The organism is Paenibacillus sp. FSL R5-0527, assembly GCF_038008055.1.
Lineage (GTDB): Bacteria > Bacillota > Bacilli > Paenibacillales > Paenibacillaceae > Fontibacillus > Fontibacillus macerans.
Genome location: NZ_JBBOYI010000001.1, coordinates 7,162,408 through 7,182,156, shown reverse-complemented (window position 1 = coordinate 7,182,156; position 19,749 = coordinate 7,162,408). Strand labels below are relative to the sequence as shown.

Genomic DNA, 19,749 nt, shown 5'->3' with positions numbered 1-19,749 from the left:
AATAAGGAGGGGCCGCGGTGCCGCCTAAAACCCGCAAACGCAGATTTGGGGATTATATTCCTTTAACTGGACCGGTACGCCATGCGATCGACACGGCGATGATTCTCGTAGGATCGCTGATCACGGCGCTGGCCTTCAACTTATTTCTCGTCCCGAACCACATCGCCTCGGGCGGCGTATCGGGGATTTCGATTATCGTTCAAGCGCTATTTGGCATGGAGCCGGCGTATACCCAGTGGGCGCTGAATATTCCTCTTTTTGTCGCGGGGTATTTACTGCTCGGGCGGGATTACGCGATTCGCTCTTTGCTAGGTACGGTCGTTTTGCCTTTATTCGTGTTTCTGACCAAAGATTTTCCGGTCCCGACGACCGACCCGCTGCTCGCTTCTTTGTATGGGGGGATCGGCGTAGGCCTGGGGCTGGGCATCGTTTTTCGGGGGCGCGGATCGACCGGAGGTTTGTCCACGCTTGCGCAAATCATTCAGAAGTACAGCGGGCTCAGCCTATCCGTTTGTGTTGTCCTGATGGACGGTACCGTGATTGCATTGGCTATGTTTATACTCTCCCCGGAAAAGGCGCTATACGCTCTAATCGGCCTATACATTACCGGCAAAATCATCGACGCGATCGAGCTTGGCTTTAACTATACGAAAGTGGCCTATATCATCGCCGAAAAGACCGAGGAAATCTCGAAGGCTGTGCTGTCGCAATTGGACCGCGGGCTCACCAAGCTGGACGGGCGCGGCGGATATACCGGCGATCAACGGACCGTGCTGATGGTGGTCGTGGGGCAAAGCGAGGTCACCCGGCTCAAAACGCTCGTACAGACGCTGGACCCCACCGCCTTCGTCATCATCACAAATGCCCATGAGGTTTTGGGAGAAGGGTTTAAGCGAGGGTAAGAAAAAACTCCTCTATATTTAGCGGTTAAAGTAAATCGCTAATTATAGGGGAGTTTTCTTTACGAAGTATTAATTTAACAGTCACTCCAAGATTGTTAACACCCGCTAAACACACCATTGACAATCCAAACTTATTATTATCAAGAAGTATTACTAACCAAACCGAGAGGAGTTCATTTTTAGTTATGGGCATTATCGAAAAATCGGGCAGGCGTACGTTAATCATGCTTCTGATCGCAGCTGTTTTGTTATCGTGCTTCCCCATGGGGGCAGCGCGGGCGGAGGAAATGAAGGCGGCGCCGTTTGGACAAGTTCTGGACGAGCGCAAAATGGAAATAGGCCCGGACGCACATTACACTTGGTACGATATGAAGCTGCCGCAAGGCTTGGAAAAAGTCCATTTTGTCGAGTTTGATCCGCGGAATCCCGCGCTTGAGCTGCAGCCGGGTAAAACGGAAGGCAAAGTATACGGCATGCAGGGAGTCACCAAGATGGCCAATGACGCGGATCGCTCCGGCAATCGGGTTATTGCCGCAATCAACGCGGATTTTTATGACATGTCGACGGGCGTGCCGCTTGGTCTGTTTATGGGGGATGGAGAGATTTTGACCAGCCCTCCCGACGATTGGTTTGCGTTTGGGATGAAAAGCGACGGAACGACCATTTACGGAGCTAGCCCCAGACTGGACAGAACGCTGAATATCAACGGCAATACCGTGCCGATTCATCATATTAACCGGATGCGGTTCAACAGCGAGGCGCTGATCCTTTACACACCTTCTTTCTATACCTCCACCATGACGAACGATCTGGGTGACGAGGTTGAACTGGAAGTTTTGGACGGAGCGGTGAAAAGCGGGGAAACGATGCGGCTGCGCGTTGCGGCCATCCACAAGGACCAGGGGAACACGCCGCTTGCGGAAGGCAAAGTGGTGTTGTCCGCTTCCGGCAGTTACCGAGAGCTGCTGTCGGGGCTGAAAATTGACGACGAAATCACTGCCAGTTTTGCTTTTGAAGAGGCGTGGGGCGATGTGAAAATGGCGGTCGGCGGACAGCACCTGCTGGTCAAGGACGGAGTACCGATGTCCGATCCGGACCGGGAGCTGTATCCGCGGGTGGCGATCGGAACTAAGGCCGACGGCACGGTGGTTATGCTGGAAGTCGACGGGCGTGCGCCGGGGTTCAGCGAAGGCGTATCCTTTCAGGATTTGGCGCTCATGTTGAAAGACATGGGGATTGTCGACGCGCTGCTTCTTGACGGAGGCGGTTCGGCGACGTTTGTGGCCAGACTTCCCGGGGAGCCGACGCGGAAAATATTGAACCGACCTTCCGATGGAGCGGAGCGCAAAACCGCAAACGGCATTTTGCTTGTCAATAAAGCGCCGGAATCCGCGGCATCCAAGCTCGTGGTCCAGCCGAACCTGGAGCGGGTGCTGATCGGTTCTAGTTTCCGGTTCAATACGGCTGCCGTCGATGAGTATGCCCATCCTGCCCCGTTTGCGGGATCGCCAAATTGGAGTGTGGATGCATCCGTCGGGTCGATCGATGAATCGGGATTGTTTACGGCGGGAAATACGCCGGGAATGGCTGATATTTCCGTTACGGCCGGCGGCCTCGCGGGAAGCGGACAGGTAGAAGTCGTGGACGAACTGAGCGAACTGAAGTTTCCCGACGCGGTCAGAACGTTTACCTCGGGAGCTCAGCAAACCTTGTCCGTGACGGCGTTGCGGAACGGGCAAGTGATTCAGGCGGACAACCGCATGTTCGAGTGGCGGGTAGAAGGTCCGATCGGGAGCATTGACGAGAACGGAACGTTCACCGCGACGACGGAGACTGAACAAAGCGGCAGGATTATCGCGAGCTATCGGGGAATAGAAGTTTCCATGGATGTTCACGTTGGCCTCCCTCCGGTGATTCTGGAGGATTTCGAGAACGGACTGGACCGGTATCTGCCAAGCGCAGGCGACCGGTACACATTGGCCGGCGTCAGCGAAGAAACGAATGAGGACTTTGTCCGCTTCGGAAACAAGTCGGCGAAGCTGGAGTACGACTTCACGGGGACGATCGGGACTTCCGGAGCTTATATCAAAGCGAAAAGCGCCGACGATTACATCGAAATTCCGGGATATCCGGAAAAAATCAGCATGTGGGTTTATGGAGACGGGAAGAAGCACTGGCTCCGGGCACAAATGTTCGACGCCAACGGCGGGAATATCCCGATCAACTTTGTCGAAGAGACCGTAGGCGTCGACTTCACGGGCTGGCGCTATCTGGAGGCGGAGGTGCCGCAAGGCAGACCGCTGCCGCTGAAACTCGCCATGCCGGTGCGCTATATGGAAACGAAAAACGATAATAAGGACGCGGGCGCGATCTATATCGACCAAATCCGGGCACTGTACGGTCCCGCGAACGACGATTTGGACGCCCCGTTGATCAAGGACGTTTCCCCCGCGGATGGGAACACGATCGACACGAATACGCCGAAAATCCAAGCCTTTGGCGAAGATTACGGGTATGATCCGGCGGTTCATCCGGGGACGACGCTGATCGATCCGGATAAAATCAGGCTGTATGTTGATGGAGAACTGGTACAGCACACACTGTATCCGCCTAAAGGGCAAATCCACTATACTCCCGCCATTCCCCTGACGGACGGAGTTCACGCGGCCAAGCTGAAAATCCGCGATTTGTCCGGCAATCAGACGGAGAAGGAATGGACGTTCACGGTCGATACCGGAGCGCCGAAAATCGAATACGACGGCCCGGCAAGCGTGTATGCGGGCAATTCGTATACGCTCGGCGTGCGGGCGGTGAAGGCTGCGGGAATTCACGAAGGGTTTATCGAATTCGGCTTTGATCCGGCCAAGGCGGAGGATCTGCAGGTTGCGGCAAGCGAAAAGCTGACGGAAACCCAGCTGCGGTCTGCGATCGAACCCGAATCCGGGACGGTTCGGATTGATTTCAACGGTCTGGAGGCGTCCGGCTTGACGGATCATGAGCCGCTTGCGCAAATCCGGTTCAAGGTGAAACCGGCCGCGTCCGATACGCATCGTATCGCCTTCCGGTCCGGCGCGATCAAGCTGAAGGATCAGGGAGATACCAGCTTCAGGCTTTACGGCTTGCCGGTCGAGTCGGAGATCAGACACCATTTGCGGCTCGCATGGGACGAAAACGGGGTTATCCAAGGAGGGGCCACGACGATTCAGGTCACCGATGAAGCGGGCGCCGCCGTTGAAGACGCGACAGTGACGGCCGACGGCACCGAGCTCGGCGTTACGGACGCGAGCGGGAAGCTGGAAACGAACGACCTTACGGACGGGTTGAAAGAGTACGAGCTGCAAGCGGTGAAGGGGAATTTCTACAGTCCCGTGCTCAAATTCAAGGTTTCGCCATTGGCCGGTAATCCGGTTCCGAACAATATCAGCGTAACGATGGGGGCGGATCCGAGCAGCTCGCGCGCTTTTACATGGCATACGCATCCGGATGTGAAAGAAACGGTTGTGGAGATTGCCAAGAAATCGGAATTTATTGATTTTTCCCAACCTAACGTATTTAAGGTGATTGGTTCCGACTACTTGTTCAACACGTGGGACATCGGAACCGTCAGGGTGCACAAGGCGGTCGCCGACAACCTGGATCCCGGAACGGAGTACGTCTACCGGGTAGGCGACGGAGCCGGGAACACCAGCTCGCAGGGAACGTTCCGCACGGCCGCGGCATCCGGGGACGCGTTCGAGTTTCTCTATTTTGCCGATTCCCAGGCGACCAACGCGTCCGGCTTCAAATTGTGGGGAGATATCGCCAAGAAAGCGGCGGCGGAACATCCGGACTCCAGCTTCATGGTGCATGCTGGCGATATGGTGGAAGACGGATATAAGGAAAACGAGTGGAACATGTGGTTTGGCGCCGCCCAGCAGACGTTATTGAACAGTACGATCGTATCCGTCGTCGGCAACCACGAAGTCACCGGTCCGAAGAAAAACGATTATTTCCTGGCGCACTTCAATCATCCGCAGAATGGCATCGATTCGTTGAAAGGAAGCAATTACTCTTTTGATTATCTGAATGCGCATTTTGCCGTTTTGAACAGCGAATACGATTTTGAAAAACAGCGGGAATGGTTGCGGGAGGACTTGGCGTCGACCGGCAAGACGTGGAAGATCGTCATATTCCACCGTGGCGCGTACGGCAGCATTTACGATTCGGAGCATATCCGGAACGCCTGGACTCCGGTTTTAGACGAGTTCCGGGTCGACCTGGCTCTGAACGGACACGACCATGTGTATATGCGGACCCATCCGATGAAAGGCAACAAGCCGGTCGGGGAAGGAGAAGGGACGACTTACGTCGTGGCCGGCTCTACCGGTCCGAAATTTTATCAGGTGGTGCCGCGCGAATGGCAGAAAATTACGGACGGCGAAGAGGTCCAGATGTATGCATCGATCAAAATAGACGGGGATGAACTGAGCTTTGCCGCCAAGACCATCACTGACCGGATCGTGGATCGGTTTACACTGGCCAAAGCGTCCCCGCAATCCGTCGTACTGGATCGCACGGAAGCCAAAATTCAGGTGGGCGGCAGCATCAAGCTGAACGCCACCGTATTGCCCGAGCACGCGAATAATAAGTCGGTCACCTGGTCCGTTTACAGCTCGAGCGGGGATAACGTCGTCACGGTCGACGCGGACGGTCTGGTTACCGCTCATGAATCGGGAACGGCGGTTGTCAGAGCTTCCACCGTCACCCAGGCCGTTTACGCCGACAGTGTAGTCGAGGTGGTGCCGCCGTCGCCGGGTGCCGAGTTGGCCGCTATCGAATTGCGTGGGCGGGATAAACTTTATGTCGGCGAGACGGATCAAACGGTGACGGAAGCCGTTTATGACGACGGGTCCCGTCGGCAGGTGGTTGAAGGTGTTCAGTACGCAAGCAGCCGTCCGGAAGTTGCAACTATCGACGCGGCCGGCGTGATCCGGGCGCTTAGCGAGGGCACGACGGTGATTTCCGCGGAATTTGCGGGAATGAGCGGGCAATACACGCTGATCATTGAAGGACAGAAACCGGATGTTAAGCTGGAGCGTTTGGAGATGGATCTTCGCCGGAACATGACGGAGGGGGAAACTCAAACGGCCCGCTTGACGGGGACTTACAGCGACGGAACGTCCGTCTCTTTGACGGATGGGGTTGAATTCAGCAGCAGCCATCCGGCGGTTGCCGCGGTAAATACCGCCGGGGTAGTTAGAGCCGTCCGGGAGGGCCAGACGGTCATTACGGCGACTTACGAGAATCATACCGCCAGCGTTGAAGTGACGGTTGGACGGGATCGTTTGACGGGCGGCAGGGGGAAATCGTCGAATAAGAGCAATAATACGCCGGCACCGCCAACCGCGCCTGCCTCTCCTCCAACGTCCGAAACACCGGGACGATTCGTGGTGAAGCCGGAGCAGTTCAGCGGCCAAGAGGCAGTAAACGGACAAATCGAACTCCGTTTTGAAGGGGTGCTGCGCGAATTAATTCTGCCGGGGAATGCGGGGGAACTGCTTGAGAGCAATGCTTTATTTGTGCAAGCAGGCAATATGGCTGTCTCTATCCCGTCCGGGGTCATTCGATCTCTTATCAGTTTGGCGAAAACCGAACATCCGGAAAACAGTACCATTGTGCTGAAAGCACATGCCTTACAAGCCGAGGAAGCCAAAATTCTTCTGCGTAACGCAAGCGTGCTTTCCGGGGCTGGGATTGAAGCGGCGAGCGACGTGATGGACTTCTCGCTGTCCTTGAACAGCAAGGAAGGCGATACCGTTTGGCTTACCCGGTTCAATGAACCGATCGAAATATTCCTGCCGGCGAACCCGGATGCGGACAGGAACCTGACGGGGATTTACGGGTTTGCCGGCGATGGTTCGCTTGAATACTTGGGCGGCGTTTGGAAGGATAAATTTTTGACGGCATTGTTGAACCAGGCTGGCAGATATGCTGTTCTGGAATATACGAAGTCGTTCACCGATTTGCCGGACGGTCATTGGGCGGCAAGTGAGATCATGCATCTCGCGGCAAAACATCTGGTGGAGGGCGTTTCCGGCGACAAGTTCCAACCGGGCCGGCAAGTGACGCGGGCGGAATTTGCCTCGATGCTGGTTCGTCTGCTTGATCTCCAAGGCACGGGCGCGGACGCCGGGTTCGCGGACGTGGCTCCGGACAAGTGGTACGCGGACGAAGTCGCGTTAGCGGCACAGGCGGGAATCGTAACCGGTACGGGGGCGGCAAGTTTTGCGCCGGATGCGCCGATCACCCGTCAGGAGATGGCTGTCATGATAGTTCGGGCGTATGAGTACGGTTCTGGCCAGCCAGCGCAGCCAGGTACCGAATCCGGCTTCACGGACATCGCTTCCGCCCCGCAATGGGCGAAAGCGGCGATAAACGTAGCCCGTTCCCTCGGGCTTGTTGAAGGGCGGACGGATGTTTCTTTTGGCCCTGAAGAATACGGAACGCGCGCTGAAAGCGCCAAGCTCATCTACAATCTGATGGAGACCATGGGAGACCATGGGGGCTAATTCCTAATCTGGATAAAAACGCAGCCTGTGTTCGATACTCAAGCGAACACAGGCTGCTTCTTTTTTTAACTCAAACCATCATAGATGGAATGCTCCTGTTTCAGCGGAAACCGGACTCCCCGCTCCCAGGCCAATTCGAATGACTCAAACCCGAGGTGCGGTGGAACGTCGGGTCCCAATTTGCCGAATACCCGCTCGACGCTCAGGATTTGCGATTCATGAGCTTCCAACGCCCGGCGTTTGGCGTCCCAGCGGCCGGCGGCTTCTACGCGCAGTACACTCGACTTATTTGAATCAAACGATCCGAATTGGTTATAGTACAACTTTTGTACCGTGGGCGCCTGGCCGCTAAATACTACATCATTAACGGCATGATGGATCACGATATGATCCTGATGCCCGGAAATGCCGTCCTCCGGAAACGTGACGACGATTTCGGCTTGATGGCGCCGCAAAAAATCGGCGATCTTCTCCCGCAGCAGGGCCGGATCCGTATCCTTCAGCTTGCCGTCCCCCATTCCTAGCTGCTCCACCGTGGAGATGCCTAAAATGTTCGCGGCTTTCTCCAGTTCCAAATCTCTTTTGGCGGCCAGTTCCTCCCGGGTCATGGCCCCTAATCTCCCGGTCTTCCCCGCATCTCCCCGGGTTGCCGTTAGCAGCACCGCATTGCCCCCTTCATCGGCGATTTGCCGGATCAGATACGAACAGCCGAACGTCTCATCATCGGGATGAGCGTAAACAAAAGCTACGGTTGTCATGATGAACCTCCTCCTTACTCCACTCCTGCTGTTTATGATTTACTACCTACTATACTTTAATATGGCCAAATCGTTAAGTCCGGCCGTTTCCTAACATTGCCGTGTAAATTTTTTGGAATGGGATTGTATTTATATAAGTTCGCTCGTATAATAATACATATTTAATACGGTTTTATACATTCCGGGTTGTTGGTTTGATAGGAACAGGCGGGAGAAGAAAGCGAGGGCAAGCAGGTGAACGGGGAAAAAGTAAAAGTCGCGATTGTCGGTTCTACGGGGTACGGAGGCGTGGAGCTGATTCGTTTTTTATGGGGGCATCCGGCGGTAGAGATTGTTTCGGTCATTTCGGCATCCAGCGCCGGAGCGCCGATCTCGGAAGGGTTTCCGCATTTGTCGGATATTATCGTCCAGCCTTTGGACGCGGTGGAGGCGGAGGAAATCGCCGCCAAAGCGGAGGTCGTATTCACCGCAACGCCGTCTGGCGTCAGCGGCAAGCTGGTGCCTGAACTGCTGAAGGCCGGGCTGAAGGTGATCGATCTTTCCGGCGATTTTCGGCTTAAAGACGGAGACGTGTATGAAACGTGGTATAAACATGAGGCGCCGGACGGCAAGCTGCTGGAGCAGGCGGTTTACGGACTTAGCGAAGTATACGGCGATGAGGTGCCCGGCGCGGGGCTAATCTCCAACCCCGGCTGCTACCCGACGGCGACCCTGCTTGGCTTGATCCCTGCGCTTAGCGCGGGCTGGATCGATCCGGGCAGCATTATCATCGACGCCAAATCAGGCGTGTCCGGTTCGGGCAGAGGCACAAGCCTGACGACGCACTATGCGGAGATCAACGAAAATTTAAAAGCCTATAAAGTGAATAAACACCAGCATATTCCCGAAATCGAGCAAATTTTATCCCAGGTCGCCGGCGAGCCGGTGACAGTGACGTTTACGACACATCTGGCGCCGATGACGAGGGGAATTATGAGCACAATATACGCCGGGCTCAAGGGCGCATATACCGAGGACGATTTGATTCAGCTGTACCGGCAGTTTTACAAGGGGCGTTCTTTTGTCCGCATTCGCGAAAACGGCATCTGGCCGGCGACGAAAGAAGTGTTCGGCTCCAACTATTGCGACATCGGGTTTGCGGCGGATCGGCGGACCGGAAGGCTGACGATCATTTCCGTGATCGACAACATGGTCAAAGGGGCCGCGGGCCAGGCGATTCAAAACTTGAACCTGATGATGTGCTGGGACGAAACGGCCGGACTGAACTACGTTCCAGTTTATCCGTAAATTAAGTTTACGGTTGGCGGGGCTTTTGGCCTCCTCGAAAATAAACAGCGCGTTTAAGCGAAAGTATCGAAATCGGCTGAAGATGGAAAGGAGAACGTCATGGGAGTAGTTAGTTTATTTCGCGTTGCGCCGGAGGGAGGCATTACCGCTCCAAAAGGCTTCCGGGCCGGCGGACTGCATTGCGGCTTGAAAAAAACGCCGCGCAACGATCTCGGCGCAATCGTATGCGAGGTGCCGGCGGCGGCGGCGGCCGTGTACACGACAAACGTGTTCCAGGCCGCCCCGTTGAAGGTGACGCGGGAGAGCATCGCGTCGGGAGGGCGGCTGCTGCGGGCCGTCGTCGTCAACAGCGGCAACGCCAACGCTTGCACCGGCGCGCAGGGCGAAGCCGACGCGTACGCGATGCGCGCGGCGGCGGCCGCGGCGTTTGGGCTCGGCGAGCACGAAGTCGCCGTAGCCTCGACCGGGGTCATCGGCGAACTGCTGCCGATGGACCGCGTTTCCGCCGGCATCGCCGGTTTGCCGGCGGCATTGGCGGCGAGCGGCGAGGGCGCCGAGCAGTTTTGCCAGGCGATTTTGACCACCGACCTCGTGAAAAAAGAGGTGTGCGTCAAGCTGGACGTTGACGGGTGCGAGGTGACGATCGCCGGGGCGGCCAAAGGCTCGGGCATGATTCATCCGAACATGGCGACGATGCTCGCTTTCGTGACGACCGACGCCGCGATCGAGCCGCAGGCCTTGCAAAGCTTGCTGGGTGAGACGACCGACCTGACATTTAATATGATCACGGTCGACGGAGATACCAGCACAAACGACATGCTGCTGGCGATGGCCAGCGGCCTGGCCGGCGGCGGCGAGCTTGCGCCGGGTCACGCCGACTGGGACGCCTTCGCCGCCGCGTTCCGGCACGTGTGCGAGACGCTCGCCAAGGCGATCGCCCGCGACGGCGAGGGCGCCACGCGCCTGGTCGAGGTGACGGTCACGGGGGCTGTCACCGATGGGTCTGCCCGCGCCATCGCCAAAACGATCGTTGGCTCGAGCCTGGTCAAATCGGCGGTGTTTGGCGCCGACGCCAACTGGGGGCGGATCATCGCGGCGGCGGGCCGGGCAGGCGAGCCGATCAACCCCGAGACCGTCGACATCAGGCTCGGCCACATTCTCGTGCTGTCGGGCTCGCGGCCGATTCCTTTCGACGAGGATGAGGCGCTCGCCTATCTCAAGGGCGACACCGTGAACATCTTCGTGGACCTGCATAACGGCAAGGGCGAAGCGACCGCCTGGGGCTGCGATTTAACCTACGATTACGTGCGGATTAACGCCGCTTACCGGACTTAGTCCAGGGGCGGACCGATAGTTTAAGATGAACTTTATTGCTATTGCTATTGCTATTGCTATTGCTATTGCGCTTGCGCTTCACCTAATTTTGAAATCTATCGGACGGAAAGGAGCATTTGAACGATGACAACGGCAGTAAACAGCGCTCCGGATGCGGCGGGTAAGCTTTCCGGAGGGCGGATGTTTGTCATGAAATGCGGAGGCAGCACGCTTGCGGAGCTGCCGGATTCTTTTTTCGGCGATCTCGTCAAGCTGCAGGAGAGCGGAGTCCAGCCGGTTATCGTGCATGGAGGCGGGCCGGCGATCTCGGAAAATCTCGGCAAGCTCGGGATCGAAAGCAAGTTCGTGAACGGGCTGCGCTATACCTCGGAAGAGGTGCTTGACGTGGTGGAGATGGTGCTGTCCGGCAGCATCAACAAGATGATCGTGCGCCGCATCGCCAAGTCCGGCGGCAAGGCGCTTGGCCTGTCCGGCGTGGACGGCGGCCTGCTGCAGGCGAAGCCGGTGGCGGCTAGCCATGAAGTTGGCCTGGTCGGCGAAGTGACCGGGGTCAACGCCGATTTGGTGGCCGGCGTGCTGAACCTCGGCTATATGCCGGTCATCGCTCCGGTCGGCGCCGGACCGGACGGCCAGCGCTACAACATCAACGCCGATACCGCGGCCGGCGCGGTAGCGTCCGAATTGGGCGTGTCGAGGATGATCGTCGTCACGGACGTCCCCGGCATCATGAAGACCGTGAATGGGGAAAAGCGCGTGCTGGAGACGATTACCGTACAGCAGATCGAGGACATGATTTTGGCCGGGGAAATTTACGGCGGCATGATTCCGAAGGTTCGCGCAGCGGTAGACTGCATCAGCGGCAAAGTCAAGGAAGTCGTCATCGTCAACGGCGCCGAACCCGGCGTGCTGGGGAAAGTACTGTCCGGCGAAAAGATCGGTACCAAAATCGTCCGGATGCAGTAGCCCCGTTGTTCCCGTTTGCGCTATAGTGCGTTATAGTTAGGTTAATAGAGTGACGGTAGATATATGTTAGACTAATAGATGCTGGATTGCGGAGACTAGCCTGTAGAACAACCAGTAGAGCAACAAGTAGAACAACAAGTAGAACAACCAGTAGAACAATCCGGATACGTGGTCTCATCAAAATAGCGGAGTTTTATGCTCTTATTTTTTGGAATTGAACATGTTCATCCCGAATAGCGGCATTTTTGGTCCTTATTTTCCAGGGGCGGTCCCGAAAAAGTGGCAATTCCCTGCGGTTCGTGAAAATAACGACATAAATTGCCTCTATTTCACTCAAAGTGGGGGATTGGCCGAAATAACGACATTTTTTGCCTTTATGTTACGTGTGTTGGTCGTGAAAAGAGCTGCACAGCGAGTCGATTTCTTAATCATAGACAGGAGTGATAAAACTTATGGCACAAAGCGACGTAAAAGAAACGGGGAAACCTGCGGAAACTGCCGCCAATGGAGCGGGGAGCGCCTCTTCAACCGGAAGTCCAGGTGCGAGCACCAGCCCTAGTCCAAGCTTCAGCCTTGGAGCAAATTCCAGCCTCAGTGCAAGTTCCAACCCTAATGGAAGCTCAAGCCCTGGCGCCAACTCGGGCTCCAGCGCGCTTTTTCCAAGCTATGCCCGGTATCCGATTCATCTGGTAAAAGGCCAGGGGAGCTGGCTGTGGGATGACAAAGGCAACCGCTATTTGGACTTTATGAGCGGTCTGGCCGTAGCCAATCTGGGACATGCGCCGGAAAAAGTGAAGGCCAAGGTGAAAGCCCAGCTCGACGAACTGTGGCATGTATGCAACCTGTTCCACATTCCGCAGCAGGAGACGGCGGCCCGGATGCTGACCGAGGTCAGCTGCGCTGATGTGGTGTTTTTCTGCAACAGCGGCGCGGAGGCGAACGAAGCGGCGATCAAGCTGGCGCGCAGGTACCACCAGAAGGTGAAGGGAACGGAACGTTATGAGATTATTACGTTCGAGCAATCGTTCCACGGCCGGACGCTGGCCACGCTGACGGCCACCGGCCAGCAAAAGGTAAAGGACGGCTTCCTGCCGCTGCCGGCCGGCTTCAAAACCGTGCCGCTGTATGACATGGACGCGCTGAAAGCCGCCATCGGCCCGCACACCGCCGCGGTGATGCTGGAGATGGTTCAGGCCGAAGGCGGTGTGTATCCGGTTGATCACGGCTTTGTCCAGGAGCTTGCGGCGCTGTGCCGGGAGCAGGGGGTGCTGCTGATCATCGACGAGGTGCAAACGGGTATGGGCCGGACCGGCAAGTGGTTCGCCTACCAGCACTACGGCATTGAGCCGGACATTTTCACTTCGGCGAAAGGTATCGCCAGCGGCCTCCCGGCCGGCGCAATGCTGGCGAAGGAGTATTTGCGCGAGGCGTTTACGCCGGGAACGCATGCCTCCACCTTCGGCGGCAACCCGGTCATAGCGGCGGCGATCATCGCTACGCTTGAAACGATGAAGGAAGAGCGGATTCCCGAGCACGCGGACGAGATGGGACGCTACCTGATCAGCCGCCTGGAGAAAACGTTCCAGGCCGTGCCGTTCGTCAAGGAGGTTCGCGGCAAAGGCCTGTTGATCGGCATCGAATGCGCCGGACCGGTCGCGGATATCGTGACGCTTGGCCAGGAGAAAGGCCTGCTGTTCGTCACGGCGGGACCCAACGTCATCCGTCTGCTGCCGAACCTGAAGGTAACGAAGGATGACATCGATCAGGCCGTAGCCATGCTGGCCGACGTGATCGCAGCCTATACCGCCAAGGAGGGGAAATAACCGATGACTTTGCTGGAGCAGGGGAAACACAGCAGTATTAGCCTTAGCGGACGTGATTTTATCGAATTGACCGATTATACTATGGAGGAAATCCACTACCTGATCGACCTGGCCGTTGAGCTCAAGCGCAAACAGAAGAACGGCGAGGTCTATCAGCCGCTCAAAGGCAAAACCGTGGGGCTGATTTTCGAAAAATCGTCGACGCGGACGCGGGTGTCTTTTGAAGTGGGCATTTATCAATTGGGCGGGCATGCGTTGTTTTTGAGCAAAAACGACATCCAACTCGGGCGCGGCGAGACGATCGCCGATACGGCCGGGGTGATGTCCCGCTATTTGGACGGCATCATGATTCGTACGTTTGGCCACGACAGAGTGGTCGAGTTGGCCCGCCACGCCGCCGTGCCGGTGATTAACGGCCTCAGTGATGCGGCTCATCCGTGCCAGGTGCTGGCCGACTACCAGACGCTTTACGAGCACAAAGGGAAGCTCCAAGGGCTCAAGCTGGCCTACATCGGCGACGGCAACAACATGGCCCATTCGCTGATGATCGGCGGGGCGAAGCTTGGGGTGCACGTGTCGGTGGCAAGCCCTGAGGGCTACGAGCCGGACCCGCAAATCGTGGCGGACGCGAAGGAAATCGCCAAAGCGACGGGGGCGCGGATTGAAGTGGTCCGCGAGCCGAAAGAGGCTGTGCGGGACGCCGACGCCATTTATACGGACGTGTGGGCCAGCATGGGCTTTGAAGAGGAGCAGAAAATCCGGGAGATCGCTTTTAAGGATTATCAGGTCAACGAAGAGCTGGCGAAATACGCCAAACCGGACTACGTCTTTCTGCACTGTTTGCCGGCGCATCGCGGCGAAGAGGTCAGCGAAGGCGTCATCGACGGCCCGCATTCGATTATTTTTGACGAGGCCGAGAACCGGCTGCATGCCCAAAAAGCGCTGCTGGCGGCTTTGCTCGGATAATTTGGGGGATGCCCGGGGTAGACACGGCCAGCGTCGAATATCTGAGCCGGAGCCCGGGCTTCGCTTTGACAATCAACGAGGAGGATATCAGGATCATGGCAAAAGAAAAAATCGTGCTGGCCTATTCCGGGGGACTGGATACGTCGGTTATTCTGAAATGGTTAAAAGAAACTTATGACGCGGAGATCATTGCGTTCACCGCCGACATCGGCCAGAAGGAAGAGTTGGATGGGCTGGAAGCGAAGGCACTGGCCACCGGCGCTTCGAAGGTATATATCGACGACCTGCGCGAGGAGTTCGCCAAAGACTTTATTTTCCCGATGTTCCAGGCGGGGGCTTTGTATGAAGGACAGTACTTGCTGGGCACCAGCATCGCCCGCCCGCTGATCGCGAAGCGGATGGTGGAAATCGCCCGCGCCGAAGGCGCAACGGCAATTGCTCACGGCGCCACCGGCAAAGGCAACGACCAGGTACGCTTCGAGCTGGCCGCCGCGGCGCTGGCGCCGGAGATCAAGGTGATTGCCCCGTGGCGGCTGAGCGAGTTCCGCGACCGTTTCCCGGGCCGCGCGCAAATGATCGCCTACGCCGAAGCGAACGGCATCCCGGTGACGGCCTCCGCGGCCAAGCCGTATTCGATGGACCGCAATCTGCTGCACATCAGCTACGAGAGCGGCGTGCTGGAGGATCCGTGGTTTGACGCGGCCGCGCCGGAGAACAAGGATATGTACCTGCTCAGCGTGTCGCCGGAGGATGCGCCTGACCAGCCGGAATACTTGGAGCTGGAATTCGAGCAGGGCAACTGCGTGGCGCTGAACGGCGAACGTTTGAACCCGCTGGCCGTGATGGAGAAGCTGAATGAGCTTGGCGGCAAACATGGCATCGGCCGCGTCGACATGGTGGAAAACCGCTTCGTCGGCATGAAAAGCCGCGGGGTGTACGAAACGCCGGGCGGCACGATCCTGTTTACGGCCCACCGCAAAATGGAGTCGCTGACGATGGACCGCGAAGTGATGAACCTGCGCGACAGCCTGATCACGCGCTACAGCACGCTTGTGTACAACGGCTTCTGGTTTGCCCCGGAGCGCTTGGCGCTGCAGGCGCTGGTGACCGAAAGCCAGAAGAACGTGACGGGCACGGTGCGCGTGAAGCTGTACAAAGGCAACATTATCGCCGCCGGCGTTAAGAGCCCGGTCAGCCTGTACAATCCGGACATCGCCACCATGGAGGAGGATCCGACCCAGGCTTACGATCAGGGGGACGCAACGGGCTTTATTCATCTGAACGCGCTGCGGCTTAAAGTAAGCTCCGGCGTGGAACAGAACAAAAGCAAGTAAGCCGTTGAACGAGCTTTATAAGTAAGTTCAAGTTTAAAAAGTCGGCTAAAAGATGACTTTTTAAACTACCTCTATAGCAGATAAGGGAGTGGATCAGGTGAGCAAACTGTGGGGAGGCCGCTTCACGAAGCAGACCAACCGTTTAGTCGAGGAATATACCGCCTCCATCGGGTTTGACAAAGCGCTGGCCGAGGAGGATGTGCAGGGGAGCCTGGCGCATGTGACGATGCTGGGCAAATGCGGAATTTTGTCCGAGGAGGACGTGGACAAGATCAAGGAAGGCCTGCATGCCGTCTTGCACAAAATTCGGCGCGGCGAGCTGGAGTATTCCGTGTCGGATGAAGACATTCATATGAATATCGAAAAACAGCTGATCGAAGAGGTCGGCGGGGTCGGCGGGAAGCTGCATACCGGACGGAGCCGGAACGATCAGGTGGCGACGGACATGCATTTGTACCTGCGCAAACGGGTCGTTGAATTCGTCGCTCTGCTGCAGGATTTGCAGGAGGCGCTGCTGGGGCAAGCCAAAGCGAACCAGGATACGATCGTTCCCGGGTATACCCATCTGCAGCGGGCGCAGCCGATTTTGTTCGCCCATCATTTGCTGGCGTACGTATCGATGTTCCAGCGCGATATCGAACGCCTGCAGGACAGTTACAAGCGCATCAACGTGCTGCCGCTGGGAGCGGGGGCGCTGGCGGGAACGACGTTTCCGATCGACCGCCATTTCGTGGCCGAGCAGCTGCATTTTGACGGCGTTTATGAAAACAGCCTTGACGCAGTCAGCGACCGCGATTTTATACTCGAATTTTTGGCGGACGCTTCGATATTGATGATGCATCTCTCGCGCCTCAGTGAAGAACTGGTGCTGTGGAGCAGCACCGAATTCCGCTTCATTGAGCTGGACGATGCGTTTTGCACGGGCAGCAGCATTATGCCGCAGAAGAAAAACCCGGACGTGCCGGAGCTGGTCCGCGGCAAAACGGGCCGCGTATATGGGAACCTGATGGGCCTGCTCACGGTGCTGAAGTCGCTGCCCTTGGCCTACAACAAAGACATGCAGGAGGACAAGGAAGGCATGTTCGATACGGTCGCTACGCTGCAGGGAGCGCTGCAGCTGTTCGCTCCGATGATCGCCACGATGAAGGTGAACAAGGAGCGGATGCGCGAAGCGGTGAACCAGGACTTTTCCAACGCGACCGACATCGCCGACTTCCTGGCCAACAAAGGCCTGCCGTTCCGCCAGGCGCATGAGGTCATCGGCAAAACGGTGCTGTACTGCATTCAAAACGGCAAATATTTGCTCGACCTTACGCTGGAGGAATTCAAGCAGTTTTCGCCGCTATTTGACGACAGCATCTATCAGGTGCTGCAGCCGGAGAGCGTCGTGAACGCGCGCAACGTATACGGAGGTACGGCTTCGCAGCAGGTAGCCGCGGCGATCGAACGCGCGGAGCGGAAGCTGGAGAGCGGCCGGACATGGGTGCAGGAGTACGCGGAAAAAAGTAAATAAATAGCCGGCCCATCCGGGATGATCCGGTAAAATCACAAGCAGCCATCGTCATTGACGAGCGGCTGCTTTTTTTGTGAGCGAGCGGGGCTCCTAAACCATCCCATTTTTATGTGAAAAAATGAAAGTTAATTATAATATTTTTCATTGAAATTTCAAAAATACTCTATAAAAACTGACATAAATTGTCGAAATATAGATTATGCCGCTTTATGTGAATGATCTTTTACCCCCTCCTCAATCAAATGTCATCCCTATCAACCCAGTTACTTTTAAATTTTACACATACCGCAAAGGAGAGAATTTAATGAAAGCCTTTTGGAACCGTCTGCTTAGTTTAGTGGAAGTCAGGACATTGCGTAACCGGATGCTCCTTATTTTTGCCGTCTTGCTGATCATCCCGAACCTGGTCGTCGCTTATTCCAGCTATACCAGCGCCAGCGGGCAGCTGCGCTCTAAAATGGAAGAAAGCGTCAAATCGAACGTAAACCTCTTGGATGAGACGCTGAATCAAATCATCGAAGCGGAGAGCCGCAACGTCGAACAACTGGTGATGCAAATCAATTCGGCGCAAATCGACGCGAAGTCGACCGAAGTCCAGGAGCTGATGGAATTATTTATGGAGAAACATCCCGAGCTGGAGGTCCTGACCGTCGGGAACCAAAACGGGGCGTGGATGAAAGCGCCGGATCCCGGCAAGCAGGACTATGATCCGCGGGAAAGAGACTGGTACAAAGCCGCGTTGAAGGCTCCGAAAGAAACGGTCATCATCGATCGTCAACAACGGGCCACTACAATTTGTTCATCAGCCGCGCGTTGGCGGATGGACAGGGGGCGATCACGGTTTCCCTTGACCTGGCCCAGCTGAACGAAATGGTGAAAGCGATCCGTTTGGGCAAAAACGGGTACATTTATATCATGGACCGGAACAGCAAGTTTGTGTCGCATCCGACAAACGCCATTGGCGAAGAAGCGGCCGGGAACCAAATCGCCAAAATTCAGGGGACGGAATCGGGATTTATGGAGTATGTCAACCCGAAGACAGATTTGTCGCAGAGCGTATTTTTCACCACGAACAAGCTTACGGGATTCAAGATCGTCGGCGTATTGGAACTACAGGAATTTAGCGAAGCCTCCATGCCGATTTTTTGGACATCCATGATCGTTTTAGCGATTTCACTGGTGGTTGCCGGCATCGTGCTGTTTTTCGTCATCCGCCTTATTACCCGTCCGATCGAACAGTTGAACCATTCGGCACGGCGGGTCAGCGAAGGGTACTTAAACGAGGATGTCGTTGTGAAGCGAAAAGATGAAATCGGACAACTGGCGGAGAACTATAACGGCATGTTGGCTTCTTTGCGCACGATGGTCCAGGAAATGTCGGAAACCGCCAGCCAGCTCGCCGCTTCGAGCGAAGAACTGACGGCCGGAACGGAGCAAAACGCGAAAGCGGTCGAGCATGTCGTCGAGCTGGTGCAAGAGGCTTCGGGTGATGCGGAGAGCCAGGCTGCGTCTTCGGCCGAAAGCGCCAAAACGATGGAAGAAATGTCGATGGGCATCCGCAAAATTGCCGAAGCTTCGTCCACCATTGTCCAGTCGTCTTCGCAAACGGTATCCGACGTGCAGAACGGCAGCGAGAAGGTTGCCCAGGTCGGGCTGCAAATGGAAGAAATTCGCCGCTCTACCCGCGAATCGGCGGAGCTGATGCAGCAGATGAGCGAGCTAAGCGCATTTGTCGCCGAGATGAGCGGCTCGATTTCGGACATCGCCGGGCAGACGAATCTGCTGGCGCTGAACGCGGCGATCGAGGCGGCCCGGGCCGGCGAAGAAGGACGCGGCTTTGCGGTCGTGGCGGGCGAGGTGCGCAAGCTGGCCGAGCAGTCGCGCGTTACGGCGGACCGCATTCAGCAGCATATCGGAGAGATGAACGAGCTTACCGGCAAGGCGTACCAAATGATCAAGCAGGACGTCAACGCGAATGTGGACCGGGGCATGTCCGTGACCGAAGAAGCCCAGCAGGCGTTCCGCGAAATCGAGCGCTCGACGCAGCGCATTTCGGAGCAAATCCATGAAGTGTCGGCCATTACCGAGCAGATGTCGGCCAGCGCGGACGAGATCGCAAATTCGGTGGAACAGATCGCGGCCACCTCGGCGAAAAGCCTGGAAAGCTTCCAAGGCGTAACCGCCGCAACCGAGGAGCAGCTCGCTTCGATGGAGGAAATCTCCTCGGCTTCCGAAGGTTTGGCGCGGATGGCGGCCGATGTCAATGCACAGATCGAACGGTTTAAACTTTAATTAACCTCCTTATAACCTCATACTCTAT

Annotated in this window: 12 protein-coding genes; 11 read left to right on the top strand and 1 reads right to left on the bottom strand. The window is 56.5% G+C overall.

Going from position 1 to position 19,749, the window contains the following annotated elements:
* Positions 1-17 precede the first annotated feature (17 nt).
* Both NYE69_RS32410 and NYE69_RS32405 read left to right on the top strand, forming a co-directional pair.
* Positions 18-902, top strand: coding sequence for a YitT family protein (locus NYE69_RS32410; protein WP_036619364.1), 885 nt, complete (start codon positions 18-20; stop codon positions 900-902).
* Positions 903-1,087: 185 nt separating this feature from the next.
* Positions 1,088-7,450 (top strand): phosphodiester glycosidase family protein, encoded by a 6,363-nt coding sequence (locus NYE69_RS32405; RefSeq protein WP_340930147.1) that lies wholly within the window; start codon positions 1,088-1,090, stop codon positions 7,448-7,450.
* Positions 7,451-7,515: 65 nt separating this feature from the next.
* Here NYE69_RS32405 and NYE69_RS32400 read toward each other — a convergent pair whose 3' ends face one another.
* A complete protein-coding gene (locus tag NYE69_RS32400) occupies positions 7,516-8,208 on the bottom strand; it encodes a PIG-L deacetylase family protein (protein ID WP_155620278.1) in 693 nt (230 codons plus the stop codon).
* Positions 8,209-8,442: 234 nt separating this feature from the next.
* On the opposite strand from NYE69_RS32400, the gene argC reads away from it, so the two are divergent.
* The 9 genes from argC (at position 8,443) to NYE69_RS32355 (ending at position 19,721) form a co-directional block, all read left to right on the top strand.
* The gene (gene argC, locus NYE69_RS32395; protein WP_213509739.1) at positions 8,443-9,495 is read left to right on the top strand and encodes an N-acetyl-gamma-glutamyl-phosphate reductase; all 1,053 of its coding nucleotides are present in this window, start codon (positions 8,443-8,445) and stop codon (positions 9,493-9,495) included.
* A gap of 99 nt (positions 9,496-9,594) precedes the next feature.
* A complete protein-coding gene (gene argJ, locus NYE69_RS32390) occupies positions 9,595-10,830 on the top strand; it encodes a bifunctional glutamate N-acetyltransferase/amino-acid acetyltransferase ArgJ (RefSeq protein ID WP_036619368.1) in 1,236 nt (411 codons plus the stop codon).
* A 123-nt stretch (positions 10,831-10,953) separates the two neighbouring features.
* Positions 10,954-11,793, top strand: coding sequence for an acetylglutamate kinase (argB, locus tag NYE69_RS32385; RefSeq protein WP_036619370.1), 840 nt, complete (start codon positions 10,954-10,956; stop codon positions 11,791-11,793).
* 452 nt (positions 11,794-12,245) lie between these two features.
* Positions 12,246-13,616 carry an acetylornithine transaminase gene (locus tag NYE69_RS32380; protein ID WP_082207644.1) on the top strand — a complete coding sequence of 457 codons (1,371 nt, stop codon included), beginning with the start codon at positions 12,246-12,248 and terminating at the stop codon, positions 13,614-13,616.
* 3 nt (positions 13,617-13,619) lie between these two features.
* A complete protein-coding gene (argF, locus tag NYE69_RS32375; protein WP_124333353.1) occupies positions 13,620-14,582 on the top strand; it encodes an ornithine carbamoyltransferase in 963 nt (320 codons plus the stop codon).
* 95 nt (positions 14,583-14,677) lie between these two features.
* A complete protein-coding gene (locus tag NYE69_RS32370; RefSeq protein WP_036627455.1) occupies positions 14,678-15,916 on the top strand; it encodes an argininosuccinate synthase in 1,239 nt (412 codons plus the stop codon).
* Between the two features lie 97 nt (positions 15,917-16,013).
* Positions 16,014-17,429, top strand: coding sequence for an argininosuccinate lyase (gene argH / locus NYE69_RS32365; RefSeq protein ID WP_036619373.1), 1,416 nt, complete (start codon positions 16,014-16,016; stop codon positions 17,427-17,429).
* A gap of 304 nt (positions 17,430-17,733) precedes the next feature.
* Positions 17,734-18,294 (top strand): hypothetical protein, encoded by a 561-nt coding sequence (locus NYE69_RS32360; protein ID WP_240534087.1) that lies wholly within the window; start codon positions 17,734-17,736, stop codon positions 18,292-18,294.
* Positions 18,225-19,721: a methyl-accepting chemotaxis protein gene (locus NYE69_RS32355; RefSeq protein WP_240534089.1), complete on the top strand. Its 1,497-nt coding sequence runs from the start codon at positions 18,225-18,227 to the stop codon at positions 19,719-19,721. Before NYE69_RS32360 ends, NYE69_RS32355 begins: the two co-directional genes overlap by 70 nt.
* Positions 19,722-19,749: the final 28 nt, after the last annotated feature.